At 64.9% G+C, this 16,556-nt stretch carries 15 protein-coding genes; 5 read left to right on the forward strand and 10 right to left on the reverse strand.

Going from position 1 to position 16,556, the window contains the following annotated elements; all coding sequences use genetic code 11:
* Position 1 precedes the first annotated feature (1 nt).
* On the forward strand, positions 2 to 412 hold the full coding sequence (locus tag RYZ20_RS04335) for a hypothetical protein (RefSeq protein ID WP_317670711.1): 411 nt from the start codon (positions 2 to 4) through the stop codon (positions 410 to 412).
* On the opposite strand, the gene xseA is transcribed toward RYZ20_RS04335, so the two are convergent.
* The gene (xseA, locus tag RYZ20_RS04340) at positions 409 to 1,845 is read right to left on the reverse strand and encodes an exodeoxyribonuclease VII large subunit (protein WP_317670713.1); all 1,437 of its coding nucleotides are present in this window, start codon (positions 1,843 to 1,845) and stop codon (positions 409 to 411) included. The genes RYZ20_RS04335 and xseA overlap by 4 nt on opposite strands.
* A gap of 67 nt (positions 1,846 to 1,912) precedes the next feature.
* Here xseA and purD point away from each other — a divergent pair, with 67 nt between their 5' ends.
* Positions 1,913 to 3,175, forward strand: a complete 1,263-nt coding sequence (purD, locus tag RYZ20_RS04345; RefSeq protein WP_317670715.1) for a phosphoribosylamine--glycine ligase — start codon at positions 1,913 to 1,915, stop codon at positions 3,173 to 3,175.
* 64 nt (positions 3,176 to 3,239) lie between these two features.
* On the opposite strand, the gene pgi is transcribed toward purD, so the two are convergent.
* The 7 genes from pgi to RYZ20_RS04380 all read right to left on the reverse strand — a co-directional run bounded on the left by pgi (position 3,240) and on the right by RYZ20_RS04380 (position 10,109).
* Complete coding sequence (gene pgi / locus RYZ20_RS04350; RefSeq protein WP_317670717.1) at positions 3,240 to 4,847, reverse strand: glucose-6-phosphate isomerase; 1,608 nt, start codon at positions 4,845 to 4,847, stop codon at positions 3,240 to 3,242.
* 1 nt (position 4,848) lies between these two features.
* A complete protein-coding gene (gene pgl / locus RYZ20_RS04355) occupies positions 4,849 to 5,520 on the reverse strand; it encodes a 6-phosphogluconolactonase (protein ID WP_317670719.1) in 672 nt (223 codons plus the stop codon).
* Positions 5,517 to 6,989 carry a glucose-6-phosphate dehydrogenase gene (zwf, locus tag RYZ20_RS04360; RefSeq protein ID WP_317670721.1) on the reverse strand — a complete coding sequence of 491 codons (1,473 nt, stop codon included), beginning with the start codon at positions 6,987 to 6,989 and terminating at the stop codon, positions 5,517 to 5,519. The genes pgl and zwf overlap by 4 nt, the downstream gene beginning before the upstream one ends.
* Positions 6,990 to 7,095: 106 nt before the next feature.
* Positions 7,096 to 7,593 carry a DUF2478 domain-containing protein gene (locus tag RYZ20_RS04365; protein WP_317670723.1) on the reverse strand — a complete coding sequence of 166 codons (498 nt, stop codon included), beginning with the start codon at positions 7,591 to 7,593 and terminating at the stop codon, positions 7,096 to 7,098.
* Positions 7,594 to 7,635: 42 nt separating this feature from the next.
* A complete protein-coding gene (locus RYZ20_RS04370; protein WP_317670725.1) occupies positions 7,636 to 8,178 on the reverse strand; it encodes an RSP_2648 family PIN domain-containing protein in 543 nt (180 codons plus the stop codon).
* The gene (locus RYZ20_RS04375) at positions 8,178 to 9,365 is read right to left on the reverse strand and encodes an RSP_2647 family RNA methyltransferase (protein ID WP_411572324.1); all 1,188 of its coding nucleotides are present in this window, start codon (positions 9,363 to 9,365) and stop codon (positions 8,178 to 8,180) included. Before RYZ20_RS04375 ends, RYZ20_RS04370 begins: the two co-directional genes overlap by 1 nt.
* 81 nt (positions 9,366 to 9,446) lie before the next feature.
* Positions 9,447 to 10,109 (reverse strand): DUF6778 family protein, encoded by a 663-nt coding sequence (locus RYZ20_RS04380; RefSeq protein WP_317670729.1) that lies wholly within the window; start codon positions 10,107 to 10,109, stop codon positions 9,447 to 9,449.
* Between the two features lie 221 nt (positions 10,110 to 10,330).
* On the opposite strand from RYZ20_RS04380, the gene edd reads away from it, so the two are divergent.
* The gene (edd, locus tag RYZ20_RS04385; protein WP_317670731.1) at positions 10,331 to 12,145 is read left to right on the forward strand and encodes a phosphogluconate dehydratase; all 1,815 of its coding nucleotides are present in this window, start codon (positions 10,331 to 10,333) and stop codon (positions 12,143 to 12,145) included.
* 27 nt (positions 12,146 to 12,172) lie between these two features.
* Positions 12,173 to 12,814 carry a bifunctional 4-hydroxy-2-oxoglutarate aldolase/2-dehydro-3-deoxy-phosphogluconate aldolase gene (gene eda, locus RYZ20_RS04390; RefSeq protein ID WP_317670734.1) on the forward strand — a complete coding sequence of 214 codons (642 nt, stop codon included), beginning with the start codon at positions 12,173 to 12,175 and terminating at the stop codon, positions 12,812 to 12,814.
* 97 nt (positions 12,815 to 12,911) lie between these two features.
* On the opposite strand, the gene RYZ20_RS04395 is transcribed toward eda, so the two are convergent.
* Positions 12,912 to 13,181, reverse strand: coding sequence for a hypothetical protein (locus RYZ20_RS04395; protein WP_317671342.1), 270 nt, complete (start codon positions 13,179 to 13,181; stop codon positions 12,912 to 12,914).
* 4 nt (positions 13,182 to 13,185) lie between these two features.
* Positions 13,186 to 15,972 carry a [protein-PII] uridylyltransferase family protein gene (locus RYZ20_RS04400; RefSeq protein ID WP_317670736.1) on the reverse strand — a complete coding sequence of 929 codons (2,787 nt, stop codon included), beginning with the start codon at positions 15,970 to 15,972 and terminating at the stop codon, positions 13,186 to 13,188.
* Between the two features lie 96 nt (positions 15,973 to 16,068).
* On the opposite strand from RYZ20_RS04400, the gene RYZ20_RS04405 reads away from it, so the two are divergent.
* Positions 16,069 to 16,536, forward strand: a complete 468-nt coding sequence (locus RYZ20_RS04405; RefSeq protein ID WP_317670738.1) for a YbaK/EbsC family protein — start codon at positions 16,069 to 16,071, stop codon at positions 16,534 to 16,536.
* Positions 16,537 to 16,556: the final 20 nt, after the last annotated feature.

Consider the following 16,556-nt stretch of genomic DNA (forward strand, 5'->3'; position numbering starts at 1 on the left):
CATGAACCAATTTGCTTTTGTCTCTTTGTTTCTCGCCGTCCCTGCCCTTGCGCAGGAAGCGCCCCTTGGTCCACCGCTTGATGCGGCAGCATTCGAGGCGCGCACTCTTGGCCGCACGATCACCTATTCGGTTCTGGGCGAGCCTTACGGCGTCGAGCAATATCTGCCCGGCCAGAAGGTTCTTTGGGCCTTTGCCGCAGGCGAATGCAAAGAGGGCGACTGGTTCCAGTCGGGCGAGTTTATCTGCTTCGACTACCACGAAGCGGCCGTCGATTTGCAATGCTGGACGTTCTTTGACGCGCCCGAAGGGCTGGTCGCGCGGTTCGAAAACGACCCGGACAAGCCGCCCCTTATCAGCCTGAACGAATCCCCCGCCGCTTTGGAATGTCTGGGGCCGGAGGTCGGCGTTTAGAACAGGTTGCCTTGCTCGGGCGGCGGCGGTTTCTTGGGCTTGGCGGGCGTGCGCGGCGCGGACGGCTCGGGCGCGCCCCCCGTTCCCACTGGCAAGCGGCCATCGTGGAACTCGATCTCAAGCCTCCCCTCGCGCGCGGCCTGCGCCTGCGAGGTCACAAGCCCCCGCTCGCCCCACACCACGGCGTAACCGCGCTTGAGGGTTTCGGTGTAGCCAAGCGTCTGGCGCAGACGCTCAAGACGGTCCAGCCGCTCGGTCAATGCCTCCAGCCGCGCAACGGGCGCCCGCTCCAGCCGGTCCGAGAGCGACGCCAGCCGCTCGCGTTCGTTGCGCAGGACGTTTTGCAGCAGACGCGGCGCGATCAGCGCGGCCAGGGGCGCAAAGGCCTCGCGCTTGCGGCTGATGACAGCACGCAGCGCAGGGCCAACCCGGTCGGCCCACATGTCAAAGCGTTGCCGCGCGGGCTGCACCAGCGTCTCGGGGCGGCCGAGGGCGCGCGAGAGGTCAGCGTGGCGCTGGCGGCTTTGGTTCAGGCGCGCGCGGGTGGCCCGCATGATGCGCAGCTCCGCCTCCCCCAGCCAGTCCAGCAGATCGGCGCGCACCGGCACCGCCATCTCGGCGGCGGCGGTCGGCGTCGGCGCGCGACGATCCGAGGCAAAGTCGATCAGCGTGGTATCGGTTTCATGCCCGACGGCGGAAATCAGCGGAATGCGGGATGCGGCCGCAGCACGCACGACGCTTTCCTCGTTGAACCCCCATAAATCCTCAAGCGAGCCCCCCCCGCGCGCCACGATAATCAGATCGGGGCGCGGGATCGGCCCGCCTTCGGGCAGCGCGTTGAAGCCGTTAATGGCGCGCGTGACCTCTGGCGCGCAGGACTGGCCCTGCACCGCCACCGGCCAGATCAGCACATGGCGTGGAAAGCGGTCGCGCAGCCGGTGCAGAATATCGCGGATCACCGCCCCCGAGGGCGATGTCACCACCCCGATTGTGCGCGGCAACCACGGGATTTGCTGCTTGCGCGCAGGATCAAAAAGCCCTTCGGCGGCAAGCTGTTTCTTGCGCGCCTCAAGCATCGCCATCAGCGCACCTGCGCCCGCAGGTTCGACCGTATCGACGATCAGCTGGTATTTCGACTGGCCCGGAAAGGTCGTCATCCGGCCCGTCGCGATGACCTCCATCCCCTCTTCGGGGCGGACCTGCATCCGCGCGACCTGCCCCTTCCAGGACACCGCCGCGATCACCGCATTCTCGTCTTTCAGGTCGAAATACATATGCCCCGAGCGCGGCATCGAGACACGCCCAACCTCGCCACGCACGCGCACACGCCCGAACTGGTCCTCAAGCGAGCGTTTGACCGCCCCCGAGATTTCGGAAACGGTGTATTCATGGGCATTTCCCGCAGTGCCGGGGGTGTCTTCAATCAGGTCCATCTGGCCGCCTTGCCTGTCGCGCGTGCAGACCTTAGAAGGCTCGGGACAATAGGCCAAGGGGAAAGCTATGAACATTTTGGTTCTGGGCAGCGGCGGGCGCGAACATGCGCTGGCTTGGGCGATCAAACAAAACCCGAAATGCGACCGGCTTTTGGCCGCTCCGGGCAATGCTGGTATGGCGGCAGTTGCCGAATGTGTGGCAATTGATCCGTGCGATGCGGGCGCGGTTCTGGCCTGTGTCGAGGAAAACGCGATTGATTTCGTGGTGATCGGCCCCGAGGCGCCCTTGGCCGCTGGTGTGGCCGATGCGCTGCGCGCGGCGGGTATCCTGTGCTTTGGTCCCTCGGCAGAGGCGGCCAAGCTTGAGGCCTCTAAAGCCTTTACCAAAGAAATTTGCGACGCCTGCAATGCCCCCACCGCAGGCTATGCGCGATTCACCGATCTGGACGAGGCGAAATCCTACGTTCTGGAACAGGGCGCGCCGATCGTGGTCAAGGCCGACGGGCTTGCGGCCGGCAAAGGCGTGATCGTCGCGATGACGCTGGAAGAGGCGCTGTCGGGGCTGGAAGAGATTTTCGGCGGCGCCTTTGGCGCGGCTGGCGCCGAGGTCGTGATCGAGGAATTCATGGAGGGCGAGGAAGCCTCGCTCTTCGTGCTGTCGGATGGCGCCTCGATCCTCGCGGTGGGTGGCGCGCAAGACCACAAGCGCGTGGGTGATGGCGATACGGGGCCGAACACCGGCGGAATGGGTGCCTATTCCCCCGCCCCCGTGCTGAGCGCCGCTATCGAAGAGCAGGCGCTGCGCGAAATCGTGCAGCCCACCATCGACGAGATGGCGCGGCGCGGCACCCCGTTCCAGGGCGTGCTCTATGCCGGCCTGATGATCAAGGACGGGCGCGCGCGGCTGGTCGAGTATAACGTGCGCTTTGGCGACCCCGAGTGTCAGGTGCTGATGCTGCGGATGGGTGCGCAGGCGCTGGACCTGCTGCTGGCCTGTGCCGAAGGGCGGCTCGATCAGGTCAAGGTCAACTGGGCCGACGATCATGCGCTGACAGTGGTGATGGCCGCCAAGGGCTATCCGGGATCTTACGAAAAAGGCACCGCAATCAACGGGTTGGACGCGCTGCCCGAGACATCCTCGCAGATGGTGTTCCATGCGGGCACCGCACTGAAGGACGGGCAGATTGTGGCAACCGGCGGGCGGGTGCTGAACGTCACCGCGCGCGGCGCGACGCTGCAAGAGGCGCGCGAGCGGGCCTATGCGATGGTCGATCAGATCGACTGGGCAGAGGGTTTCTGCCGCTCGGACATCGGCTGGCGCGCGCTGTAATTGCGACACTCAGAAATGCTAACGGGGGACCAAACGCCTCCCGTTTGCGTTTGTAGATAACGGTTTAGCCGCGCAGCGCGCGCACGCGAGCCACAAGCCCCAGCGTCGAGCCATCCTTGCCCGCGCCATCGTCGCTGCCCGCCAGCACCGGAGCCAGCGCCAGGGCCAGTTCTTTGCCCAGTTCCACCCCCCATTGGTCAAAGCTGTTGATCCCAAGGATCACCCCTTCGACAAAGACGCGGTGCTCATAAAGCGCGACAATCGCCCCAAAGGTCGCGGGCGTAAGCTTGGGATACAAGAGCGTCGTCGAAGGCCGCGAGCCAGGGAACACGCGGTGGCGCGCCTGACGCTCCAGCTCGGCCCCCGTCAGCCCTTTTTTGCGCATGATCTCGGTCGCTTCGGCCAGCGAGCGGCCCCGCATCAATGCCTCGGACTGCGCCAGACAATTCGAAACCAGCAGCAGGTGGTGATGCGCGAGATCAGGCTCGTGCCCCTCGGCCGCAACCATGAATTCACATGGGATCACCCGCGTGCCTTGATGGATCAACTGATAGAACGCGTGCTGGCCGTTGGTGCCGGGTTCCCCCCAGACCACGGGGCCGGAATGATAGGGCAGATCGGCCCCATCCATCGAGACGCGCTTGCCGTTCGATTCCATTTCAAGCTGTTGCAGATAGGCCGGAAGGCGCGACAGCCGCTGGTCATAGGGCAGCACCGCGCGGGTCGCATAGCCGCAAAACTGGTTATGCCAGATGCCGACAAGCGCCAGCAGAACCGGCAGGTTCTCGGCCAGTGGAGCCTCGCGGAAATGCGTGTCCATCGCGGCTGCACCTGCCAGCATCGCGTCGAAATCCTGCAGTCCGACCGCGATCATCAGCGACAGCCCGATCGGTCCCCACATCGAATAGCGCCCACCGACCCAATCAGCGAAGCCAAAGACGCGCGCGCCATCAATACCGAAGGCCGCAGTCTTGTCAGCCGCAGTCGAAAGGGCCGCGAATTGCGCCGCCGGAGAGGCGACCTTTTCGGCCATCCACTTGCGGGCGGTTTCGGCGTTGGTCATCGTCTCGATGGTGGTGAAGGTCTTGGAGGCGACAATCACCAGCGTTGTCTCGGGGTTCAGCCCGCGCAACGTGTCGTGGATATGCGCCCCATCCACGTTCGAGACGAAATGGCACCGCGGCCCGTCGTGATAGGATGCCAGCGCCAGAACCGCCATCGCAGGCCCAAGGTCAGAGCCACCAATGCCGATATTTACCACATCCGTAATCCTGCCACCCTGCCCCGTGTAGCGGCCCGCGCGGACGTCCTCGGCAAAGGCCGCCATGCGGGCGTGGGTTTCGCGCACCTCGGGCATGACGTCAGCGCCATCCACCGTAACCGGCGTCTCGAGGTTGCGAAGCGCGGTATGCAGGACCGCGCGCCCCTCGGTCTCGTTGATCCTGGCGCCCTGGAACATCGCGTCGCGCTTGGCCTCGACCCCCGCGCCGCGCGCAAGGTCCAGCAGCAGATCGCGCGTTTCCGCGTCGATGTTGGTCTTGGAATAATCAAACAGAAACTCGCCCTGAGCGACCGAAAAATCGGCGGCACGCTTTTCATTTTCGAACAATTCCAGCAGCGGGCGCTCCGCGACGGCCTGATAGCGTGCGGCAAGGGATTTCCAGATCGTCATGTTACTCGGCCCAGTGAACAGTTGCATTGGCGAGGACGGCACCGACGGGCGCCTCCTCGACGGGAAGGGTCTCGGCGCGCTCAATAGCGGCACGCTTTTCGGCCCCTGTAATCAGGATATGAATGTGCATCGCGTCGCGCAAAACCGGAGCGGAGAGCGTGATGCGCGGCTCGCCCGCGGCCTCGGCGCGCATCGGCAGAAGGATCGGCGCGTCATCGGACAGCGCCTCGGCCAGACGGTCGGCACCGGGGAACAGGCTGGCGGTGTGCATATCCGCCCCCATCCCCAAAAGCAGAACATCAATCGGCAGATGCGCGGCGATGCCTTCGGCCAGCACCTCCATCTTGTCCTCGGGACGCGGCGCATCGGCGTAAAGCGGCACCAGAACCGCCTTTGCCGCGCGGTCTTTCTGCAGGCGTTCGCGCAAGAGGCGCGTGTTCGAGCGCGGGCTGGTTTCATCGACCCAGCGTTCGTCATTAAGCATCACCGCGACCTTCGACCAGTCCAGATCGACGCCCGAGAGCGTGTCGAAAATCGGCCCCGGCGTGGTCCCGCCCGGAACCGAAAGCGTCGCGCGGCCCTTCGCCTCGATCGCCGCGCGCAGTTCCGAGGCGATCTGGTCGGCGAGATCAAGCATCATCATCTCGCGGTCGGGGTAAGTCGCGAAATTCATTCGCGGATCTCCCGCCAGCGGCGCCCGTCGCGGTGCATCAGCATCAGCGCATCCTCGGGGCCGGACGAGCCGGAATCATAGGGCTGCGGCTTGTCGCCACGCTCGACCCAGCCGTTCAGGATCGGGTCGGTCCAAGCCCAGGCGGCCTCGACCTCGTCGCCGCGCATGAACAGCGTCTGGTTGCCGCGGATCACATCCATGATCAGGCGCTCATACGCGTCGGGAATATCGGCGCCATCCTCGCCCAAGGCCTCGGCAAAGGACATATCAAGTGGCACCTGCACAAGGCGCATCCCCCCCGGCCCCGGCTCCTTGATCATCACCTTGAGGTTCATCCCCTCATTCGGTTGCAGCCGGATCACCAGCACGTTCTCGCGCCAATCCGCATCATCCTCGTCAAAGATCGAGTGCGGCGGCTGTTTGAAGGTGATCGCGATTTCCGAAGTCCGCGCGCGCAGGCGTTTGCCGGTGCGCAGATAGAAGGGCGTGCCCTGCCAGCGCCAGTTCGCCACATGGGTTTTCAGCGCGATATAGGATTCGGTCTTCGAATTGCGGTCCTCGACATCCTCAAGATAGCCCGCCAGCCCCTCTTCGCCCTTGCGCTTGAGGCCCAGATACTGGCCGCGCACGATGTCGGACGACTGCACCGGTTGCAGCGCGCGGATCACCTTGAGCTTCTCGTCGCGCACCGCGTCGGGGTCAAAGTGATAGGGCGGCTCCATCGCGATCAGGCACAAAAGCTGCATCAGGTGGTTTTGCACCATATCGCGCATCGCGCCCGACTTGTCGTAATAGCTGCCACGCCCGCCAATACCCACGGTCTCGGCCACGGTGATCTGCACATGGTCGATATACTGGCTGTTCCACAAGGGTTCGAACAGGATATTGGCAAAGCGCACCGCCATCAGGTTTTGCACGGTTTCTTTGCCCAGATAATGGTCGATGCGGTAGATCTGATGTTCGTCGAAATGCGCGGCCAGCGTCGCGTTCAGCGCGCGGGCCGTTTCCAAGTCGCGACCGAAGGGTTTTTCGACCACAATCCGCGCCTCGGGGCCGGCCATTTTGTTGCGGTGCAGGCGCTCGGCCAGATCGCCGAACAGCGCGGGCGCGACCGAGAAATAGAACGCATGGACCTTGCCCGGCTGCACCTTGGCGGCCAGCTCGGCCCAACCGGCCTCGCCCTTGGCGTCAATCGCGACGTAATCGAGGATATTCAGGAACGCCTCGATCTGCGCTTTGTCCTGCTTGGCCTTGCCAACGTGTTCGGTAATCGCGGCGCGGGTTTGCGCGCGGAACGCCTCGGCGTCCATTTCCGTGCGTGCCGCCCCGATGATCTGCGAGCCTTCGGGGATTTGCCCTGCGAAGAAGCGGCGATAGAGGCCCGGCAGGATTTTGCGGTTGGCAAGATCGCCGGTTGCGCCGAAGACCACCAGATCGAAAGGATCGACAGGAATGACACGCGAGACCATGGTTTTCTCCACTGTTAGCGCTAACGTTGGCTTTCGGCGCCATAACTAGCCGCGACTTTCACAGAAGTCTAGCATTGGTTTGCGTCAGCGAAAAGAAAGCGCGCGATCAAGCCTTTGCGCGCGCGAATGCCGCCAGCGCGGACAGATCGGGGGGGATTTCGGTCGCGAAATCGGCGGCAAAGACATCGAACATGGCGCGGGTTTCGGGCGGCGCGGACAGGATCACACGCAGCCCCGCCTCCAGTCCCTGCGCGATAAGCTGGCGGCACCCCCGCCCGTCGGCTTCCTGCTTGCCGAACTTATTCAGGATCAAGATCGCCCCTTCGGGCACCTGTGCCAGATGCGCGCCGACCATCGCCACAGCCTGTTCCAGCGCGCCCGCATCCAGCGTGCAGGCATCTGCGCCCGCGCCCAGATCTTGCGAGATGCCGACGACCGGGCCGTCGGGCAACAACCGCAGATGCATGTCACAGGGCGACACCCCTTCGATGTCGGCCAGAACCATGCCGACCACCGGCAGCCCCTCGACCAGAAGCATATCGGCCAGATCCGCCAACAGGCGATCCGCGCGCTTGGGTTCAGTGCAGGTGATAAAACCGATCATGGGAGCCTCCGGCACCAGCTATGGCGGGCGCGAACGCGCCGGTCAACCGGCCAGCGCCTTGCCAAGCCGCGGCAAGCGCGCGCGTTTCAGAAGCGGGCGCAGAGGTTGCGGCTGGCCAGACAGCTCTTCGGCGCGCGCTCGCACACGTTCAACCACGGCGGCAATCGGTGCAGGGTTTTCCGACCAGAACTGCCACAAAAGCCCGTCCGGGTCGCGCCTCTCCAGCCCCTCGGAGGCCAGAACGCCGCGCGGAAAATCGACCGCGTTCATCGTGACAATCGCATCGGCATTGCCCGTGATCGCGGCCGCCAGAACATGGATGTCGTTCTCATCAGGCAGATGCAGGCGCGCCTCCAGCCCCTCGCGGCGCGCGACCATAGCCTGCGGGAATTCGGCGTTCAGCGCGGCGATTTCACCGCGCGCATAGACCTCATCCACGGGCGACAGCCGCGCGGCTGCGCGCGCCCATTCTTCCAAAATGCGCTCGGACCAAAGGGGCGTATAAAACCCCTCGCGCGCCACGCCGATCAGGATCTCGCGCAGCACCGTGGGGTAAAGAACGCAGGCATCCAGCAGCAGACGCATCAGTCCAGCCGGAAGAACAGCGATTTCAGATAGCCGGTCTCGGCAAGCTGCGGCAGCGTCGGATGGTCGGGGCCGGCATAGCCCGTGTGCAAGAGCTGCGCGCGCCGCCCACCCTTGCCGATACCGCGTGACGAGGCCGCGCGGAACTGCGTCAGATCCGCCGCGTGCGAGCACGAGCACAGCCCCAGAAACCCGCCCGGCGCCACCAGCGGCGCCGCCAGACGCGCAACGCGTTCATAGGCGCGCAGCCCCGCCTGAAGCGCGGGCTTGGCGGGCGCGAATGCGGGCGGATCGCAGATCACCACGTCAAATTGCGCGCCCTCGGCAGCCAAGGCCTCAAGCGTGGCGAAGGCGTCACCCTGACGGGTGGCAAAGCGGTCCGCCGCGCCCATCGCCCCGGCGCCTTTGGTGGCCAGACCAAGGGCAGGCGCAGAGGCATCGACCGCAAGCGCGCTTTGCGCGCCCCCCGCCAGACAGGCCAGCGCAAAGCCGCCGACATGGCTGAATACATCCAGCACCCGCGCGCCCTTGGCCAGACGCGCCGCAAAGGCGTGGTTCGGGCGCTGGTCATAGAACAGACCGGTTTTCTGCCCGCCCAGAATATCGGCCATATAGGTCGCGCCATTCATCGAAACCGGGATCGGCGCGTCCAGTTCGCCTTGCATCAGCGCGGTCTCTTCGGTCAGCCCCTCAAGGCTACGCGCGCGACCCGAGCCGTTCTTGACGATAGTCGTCACCCCCGTCACTGCGATCAGAGCCGCCGCCAGATCATCAATCATCGCCTCGGACCAGGCCGCGTTCGGCTGCACCACCGCCGCATCGCCGAAGCGGTCGATAATCACCCCCGGAAGCCCGTCGGATTCGGCGTGGACCAGGCGATAGAAGGGCTGATCGAAAAGCCGCTCGCGCAACGCCAGCGCATGGGTCAGCCGCGCGACCAGCCACGCGCGGTCAATCTCGGCCTCTGCGTCGCGGTCCATCACCCGCGCGATAATCTTGGAGTTCGGGTTCACCGTCACGGTTGCCAGAGGGCGGCGCTCGGCATCCTCAAGCGTGGCGATAGTGCCCGGCTCCATCCCCTTGGTGCGCCGGTCCACCACCAGTTCATCGGCAAAGACCCACGGGAAGCCGTGGCGGATTGCGCGCGCCTCGGCCTTGGGGCGCAGACGGACAACGGGGCGGGTCAGGGAAGGATCGGTCATGGCGCTCACATCGGAAAAAGGGGGCTTTCGCCCCCCTCTATCCTGATTGGCGCGGTTGCGAAAGCCTCAGAGCGCACCAACCGACGGCAGAGCCTCGGCCAGAACCGGGAGTCCGATGGGGCGGGTCAGCTCATCGCGGATCATCTGCGCGAACACCTCGGTCACGGCCTGCTTTTGGGTGTAACCTGCGGCCTCTTCCTCGATGGCTTTCGCCCCCGTCGCCGCCGGAAAATCGCGCGCAACCATCCGCGGCTCACCGATCAGATCACCCGTCGCCGGATCGCGCAGCGTTACCACAGCCTCGAATTCATATTGCCCGCCAAAGGGGGCCGAGTAGCGCGCTTTCTCGGTCAGGGCGTGGAAGCGGTGCAATTCGACCGCGACGATGACCGAGCGCCCGTCCTTCATCGGTGCGGTGGCCGCGCGGGTGGCAGCCTCCATGATTGCACCGACCTGCTGGTAACGGTCGCCACGCGGATCGCCACGCCAGACAATATCGGCCATCGGTTTGAAGAGATTCGCCTCCGACACCTTGAGCGTCTGCGGAACCGATACCGAAACCCCCTCGACCGACCACGAAGGCACCACCTGCATCGTCGCCGTTTTGGTCGAATGCGCAGCAGGGCGCGGCGTCGGCGCCATCTCCCCGCGCGAGGCGGTCTCGGAGCCGACACAGGCTGCCAGTGTCAGCGCAACAAGGGACAAAACCGTTAGTTTCAGGGCGGGCATGGCTGCCTCCAATCTTCAGGAACGTCTTTCCGAACGGTTAAATTCTGCCCCGAAAATGTGGCGAAAAATGGTTAACACCCAAGCAATTCAGGGGAAATCCGGTGGTATCTGGCCTTCCCTCGCGTCAGCAGTCATATTTCGGGCTGCAATTTGTATAGTTGATCCGTTAGCGCTAACAGTTTATATGAGCGCCAAAGATGCTCTAAAGACGAGGCCACCCGATGCCCAAACCCGCCCTGAACGCCACGATCGCCCGTGTCACCGAGCGCATCCGCTCCCGCTCGGAGAGCACCCGCTCGGACTATCTGGCGCGCGTTCACGCGGCGGCGGCGGCGGGTCCGGCGCGCGCGCATCTGACCTGCGGCAATCAGGCCCATGCCTATGCCGCGATGGGCGGCGACAAAGAGGCTCTGGTCGGCGGGCGCGCCCCGAATATCGGGATCGTAACGGCCTATAACGACATGCTGTCAGCGCATCAGCCTTATGAAACCTATCCGCAAAAGATCAAGGATGCGCTGCGCGAGATTGGCGCGACGGCACAGGTCGCGGGCGGCGTTCCGGCGATGTGCGACGGGGTCACGCAGGGTCAGGCCGGGATGGAGCTGTCGCTGTTTTCGCGCGATGTGATCGCGATGGCGGCGGGTGTCGCGCTCAGCCACAACACCTTTGACGCGGCGATCTACCTTGGGGTTTGCGACAAAATCGTCCCCGGTCTGGTGATGGCGGCGGCGAGTTTCGGCCATATTCCGGCGGTCTTCCTGCCCGCGGGGCCGATGACCTCGGGGCTGCCGAATGACGAGAAAGCCAAGGTGCGCCAACGCTTTGCCATTGGTGAGGCCGACCGCTCGGAACTGATGCAGGCCGAGATGGCCTCCTATCACGGGCCGGGCACCTGCACCTTTTATGGCACCGCCAACACCAACCAGATGTTGATGGAATTCATGGGGCTGCACCTGCCGGGCGCGAGCTTTGTGAACCCGAACACGCCACTGCGCGAGGCGCTGACGGTTGCGGGCGCCAAACGCGCTGCCGCGATCACCGCGCTTGGCAATGATTTCCGCCCCGTGGGCGAGGTGCTGGACGAGCGCGCCTTTGTGAACGGGCTTGTCGGGCTGATGGCGACGGGTGGCTCGACCAACCTTGTTCTCCACCTGCCCGCGATGGCGCGCGCCGCCGGTGTCCAGCTGGACCTTGAGGATTTCGACGATATTTCCTCGGTCGTGCCACTGATGGCCAAGGTCTATCCGAACGGTCTGGCCGATGTGAACCACTTCCACGCGGCAGGGGGGCTGCAATTCATGATCCGCGAGCTTCTGGGCGCGGGCCTTCTGAACCCCGAGGCGCGCACGGTTTCGGGCAACGGTCTGGCCGATTACACCCGCGAGCCGATGCTGAAAGACGGCAAGCTCGACTGGCGCGACGGCCCCGAGACCACCGAGAACGACAAGATCCTGCGCCCCTGCGGCGAGGCGTTTGCCCTGACCGGCGGGCTGAAGCAGCTTAACGGCAATCTCGGGCGCGGGGTTATCAAGGTTTCCGCCGTGGCGCCCGAGCGCCATGTGATCGAGGCCAAAGCCCGCATCTTCCACGATCAGGTCGATGTCAAAGCCGCCTTCCAGCGCGGCGAGTTCACCGAAGATACCGTCGTCGTTGTGCGCTTCCAAGGCCCGAAAGCCAACGGTATGCCCGAGCTGCACTCGCTCACACCGATCCTGTCGGTGCTGCAAGATCGCGGGCTGAAGATGGCGCTGGTGACGGATGGGCGGATGTCGGGCGCGTCGGGCAAGGTGCCGGCCGCGATCCACGTCAGCCCCGAGGCTGCCGATGCTGGCCCGATTGCGCGGCTGAAAGACGGCGACCTTGTGCGCCTTGATGCCGTCAGCGGTGCGATCGAATGCCTTGAGGCAGATTTTGCCAGCCGCCAGCCTGTGACCGCCGATCTGTCGGGCAATGCCCACGGCATCGGACGCGAGCTGTTCGAAGCCTTCCGCCGCAATGTCGGCCCTGCTACCACCGGAGGCGCGGTCGTCGTCTGACGCCGCCCGAGACCAAGGATAGATGCGATGAAACCTGCCGAACAATCCGCCGCCGCCCGCAAGATCTGCGCGCTCGCCCCCATCGTTCCGGTGATCGTGGTGAAAGATCTGGCCCATGCCGTGCCGCTGGCGCAGGCGCTGGTCAAAGGTGGCCTGCCCGCGCTGGAAGTGACGCTGCGCACGCCCTGCGCGCTGGATGCGATCCGCGCGATGGCCGATGTCGAAGGCGGCGTGGTTGGCGCGGGCACGCTGATTACGCCTGCCGATGTAAAGGCCGCCAAGGCCGCGGGCGCGAAATTCGGTGTGTCGCCCGGTGCGACCGATACGCTTGTGAAGGCCTGCGAGGACGAAGGTCTGCCGCTGCTGCCCGGTGCCGTCACCGCCTCAGAGGTGATGGCTCTGCTGGAAAAGGGCTATGACATGCTCAAGTTCTTTCCCGCCGCGACCTCGGGCGGTGCTGCGGCAATCAAGGCGATTGGTGGCCCGCTGCCGCAAGTGACCTTCTGCCCGACCGGCGGCATCAGCCTGTCGAACGCCAACGACTACCTGAGCCTGAAAAACGTCGCCTGCGCGGGCGGCAGTTGGGTTGCACCCGATCAACTGGTTCAGGCTGGCGATTGGGTAGGGATCGAGGCGCTTGCCCGCGAAGCCGCCGCCCTGCCGCGCTAACAGTCGCACAACGGTCTCAAACGCCGCACCTTCGGGGGCGGCGTTTTTTTTGCACGCGCGCGAGAAACGGCAACAGGCCGGATCTCGCAGCTTTCCTTTAAGGCGCGAATTTCGCGGCGCGTCCACCACGGCGGCGCGGCGCTTGGGGAACCTGCGTCAGCCCCTCGGTCAGAATTCTGGTCATCGGGTGATCGGCCGGTCCCTCATAGGTGGCCAGCACCACACGCATCGCCTCCAGCGGGTCCAGCCCCACCGGAAGGCTTAGCGCCCAATCGGTAAAAATCGAGCGGCATTCGCCCTCGGTAATCCCTTCGATCCGGTAGCTCTCCCTGATGAGCCACTTCGGATCGGCATCGCGCAGTTCCATGATCTTACGTCCCATGTAAGCCCTCCAGCGCCGTATTCACGATGGCGGTGACTTGCAAGGTCACTTGTTCCAGACGTGCCGCCAGCGCATCGAGTGTTTCCGCGTCCACTTCGCGCATCAGGAAGACCCTCCCGCCTTCGCCTATCGCATCCATATCCAACGGTTTGTCGGTCAAAAGCCTCCCTCCGGCCTGTAACCGCCAGAGGAAACGATAAGCCGAAGCCAACGTCTCTGCATCACTTTTTGCGACCAATCCCGCACGCGGCCCGACGCGAAGCTGGGCCTCGACGCGGCGCGCAGGCTCGGCGGCGCGAAGGGCAAAGCTTTGCGCCAGCAACTCGATGTCCTGCAAGCGCCCCGGCCCGATTTTCGCCTCCCACGCGCCATCGGGCGCCTTGGCCGCGAAAATCCGCTCACGCATCTCGGCCAGATCGGGCAGCACGCTCGCGCCCTGCCCCTTGGCCGCCAGCACCTCAAGGCGCACGGCCTCGATATCGGCGGCAAGGTCTGGATTGCCCGCGACGGGGCGCGCCCGCGTCAGGGCCAGATGCTCCCATGTCCAGGCCTCGTCCATCTGGTAGCTGCGGAAGCTTTCGAGCGAGGTCGCCACCGGCCCTTGCCGCCCCGAGGGACGAAGCCGCATGTCCACCTCGTAGAGCCGCCCTTCGGGCATCTGCGCGGTCAGCGCGGTAATCAGCGCTTGGGTCAGCCGCGCATAATAGGCCCGCGTCGCCAGCGGGCGCTTGCCGTCCGAGCTTTCGGCGCCTTGCGGATCGTAGATCACGATCAGGTCCAGGTCGGACGAAGCATTCAGGCGCTCGGCGCCAAGGCTCCCCATGCCCAGAACCACCGCGCCGCGCCCCGGCTGAGGCCCATGCTTGCGTGCAAATTCGGCCACGACAGCAGGCCATAGCCCCGCCAGAACCGCGCCAGCAATATCGGCGTAATGCTGCGCCGCCTCCATCGCATCAACGAGGCCGCGCAGGTGATGCACGCCCACGCGGAACTTCCATTCCTTCGCCCAATTGCGCGCGGTCGCGAGCTTCTTCTCGTAATCTTCAGCGGCGTCCAGCGCGCTGCGCAGGTTGTCGTTCAGGGTCGGACGATCCGGCCACGGCTCAAAGAACGAGCCACCCAAAACCGCATCCAGCACGGAGGCATTGCGCGACAGGTGCCCCGCCAGCGCAGGCGCGGTCGCGCAAATATCGACAATCAGATCAATCAGTTGCGGGTTCGCCTCGAACAGCGAGAACAGCTGCACCCCCGCAGGCAGCCCCTTAAGGAATCCGTCGAACTGCCCCAAAGCCTCGTCGAAATTCGAGGCCCGCTGCATCCGCGACAGGATCTCGGGCTCAAGCCGGTGAAAGATCGTCCGCGCGCGCTCGGACCGCATCGCCGGATAGCCCGACCACGCCGAAACGATGGTCTCGGCGGTGGGGGACAGCTCGGGGCGATCCTCGCGCTTGCCCGGCGCGAAAAAGGCGCCCGTCAGGTCTTCGACGCGCAAGAGCCGCTCTTTCAGCCGCGCGCACCATTTATCCGCGTCACCCTCGCCCATCATGGCCGCGATGCGCGCGATGCCTTCGGGGGAGTTCGGCAGGTCGTGCGTCTGCCCGTCGTTCACCATCTGGATGCGGTGTTCGATGTCGCGGTGCTCGCGGTAATGGTCGGTCAATTCGCGCGCGACATCTTTCTCGACCCAGCCCTTGACCGCCAGCTTCGCCAGACCGCCCACGGTGGTCCGGTCGCGCAGATCGGGGTCGCGCCCGCCCGCGATCAACTGACGTGTCTGGGTGAAGAACTCGATCTCGCGGATGCCTCCCTGCCCCAGCTTCATATTGTGGCCGGGCAAGGTGATCTCGCCATGCAGACCCTTATGCTCGCGGATCCTCAGGCGCATGTCGTGCGCGTCCTGAATCGCCGCGAAATCAAGGTGTTTGCGCCAGACAAACGGATGAAGCGTCTGCAAGAACCGCTCGCCCGCCTGAATATCGCCCGCGCAGGGGCGCGCCTTGATATAGGCGGCGCGTTCCCATGTGCGTCCCTCGGCCTCGTAATACAGTTCGGCCGAGGCCATCGACATGCACACCGGCGTTACCTGCGCATCGGGGCGCAGCCGCAGATCGGTGCGGAACACATAGCCCTCGCCCGTCAGATCGGACAGCATCGACGACATCTTGCGGGTCGCGCGCACGAAGGCCATGCGCGCCTCCATCCGGTCATCGGGGTCAAAGCGGGTCTCGTCGAACAGGCAAATCAGGTCGATGTCAGAGGAGTAATTCAGCTCGAACGCGCCCATCTTACCCATCGCCAGCGCCACCATACCGCCCGCGACCTCGGCATCTTCTGGCGTTGCGCCGGGCAGCTTGCCGCGCCGAATCTCGTCCGCAACAAGGCGCTTGAGCGCCAGATCAACCGCCGTATCGCCCAAAAGCGTCAGCGCGCGCGTCACCTGTTCCAGCGGCCAGACGCCGCCCAGATCGGCCAGCCCCGCCAAAAGCGCGATCCGACGCTTGGCGCGGCGCAGCTCGGCAGGTAATTCGTCCAGCGACAAGGTCTGAAGGCGGGCCAGTTCGGCCTCCAGCGCCTCTTCGGGGCTGCCAGCAAGGGGGATACGCACCCAGTCCGCCTCTTTGCGCAACAGCTCTGACAGATAGGGGCTGCACCCGCCTGTCCCCTTGATCAGCGCGCGTATTTCGGGCGGCTGGTCGGCAAAGGCCGAAACGGCATCAGAACCGCGTTCAGGGTCAAACGGAAGGGGACAACGGGTGAGGCGCGAAGCGAATGTCATGGCCGCAGACTATCCTTGGCAAAGCGGGGGTCAATGGGATTTGCACTTGCCGCCCGCCCCATTCTAAATAGCCGCACCAGAAACGACGAGGCGAAGATGAGCAAATCCCTGAAACGCGTGCAGGCCGCGCTTGAAGCCGCCGGTGTCGAGGCCGATATCCGTGAGGTCGGACAGGCACGCACCGCCGAAGAGGCGGCCCAGTCGGCTGGGTGTCATGTCGACCAGATCGCCAAGTCGATCATCTTTCGCGGCGAGGACAGCGGCCATATCGTCTTGTTCATCACCGCAGGCGGAAACCGCGTTTGCGCCGACAAGGCCAGCGCAGTCGCGGGGCAACCCCTGGGCAAGGCGGACGCGGCCTTGATCCGCACCGAGACCGGCTTTGCTATCGGTGGCGTTGCCCCCATTGGCCACCTGAGCGAAATACGCAGCTATCTGGACCCGCGCCTGCTGGAATTCGACACAGTCTGGGCCGCCGCCGGAACCCCGCGCCATATTTTCGCGATCAACCCGAAAGACCTGCATCGGATCACCGGCGCCGCCCTTTCGGCCTTTGTCGAATAGGTTCATCGCGGCGCCCTGCT

It is taken from the genome of Pseudothioclava alba (assembly GCF_033100795.1).
Classification (GTDB): Bacteria; Pseudomonadota; Alphaproteobacteria; order Rhodobacterales; family Rhodobacteraceae; genus Pseudothioclava.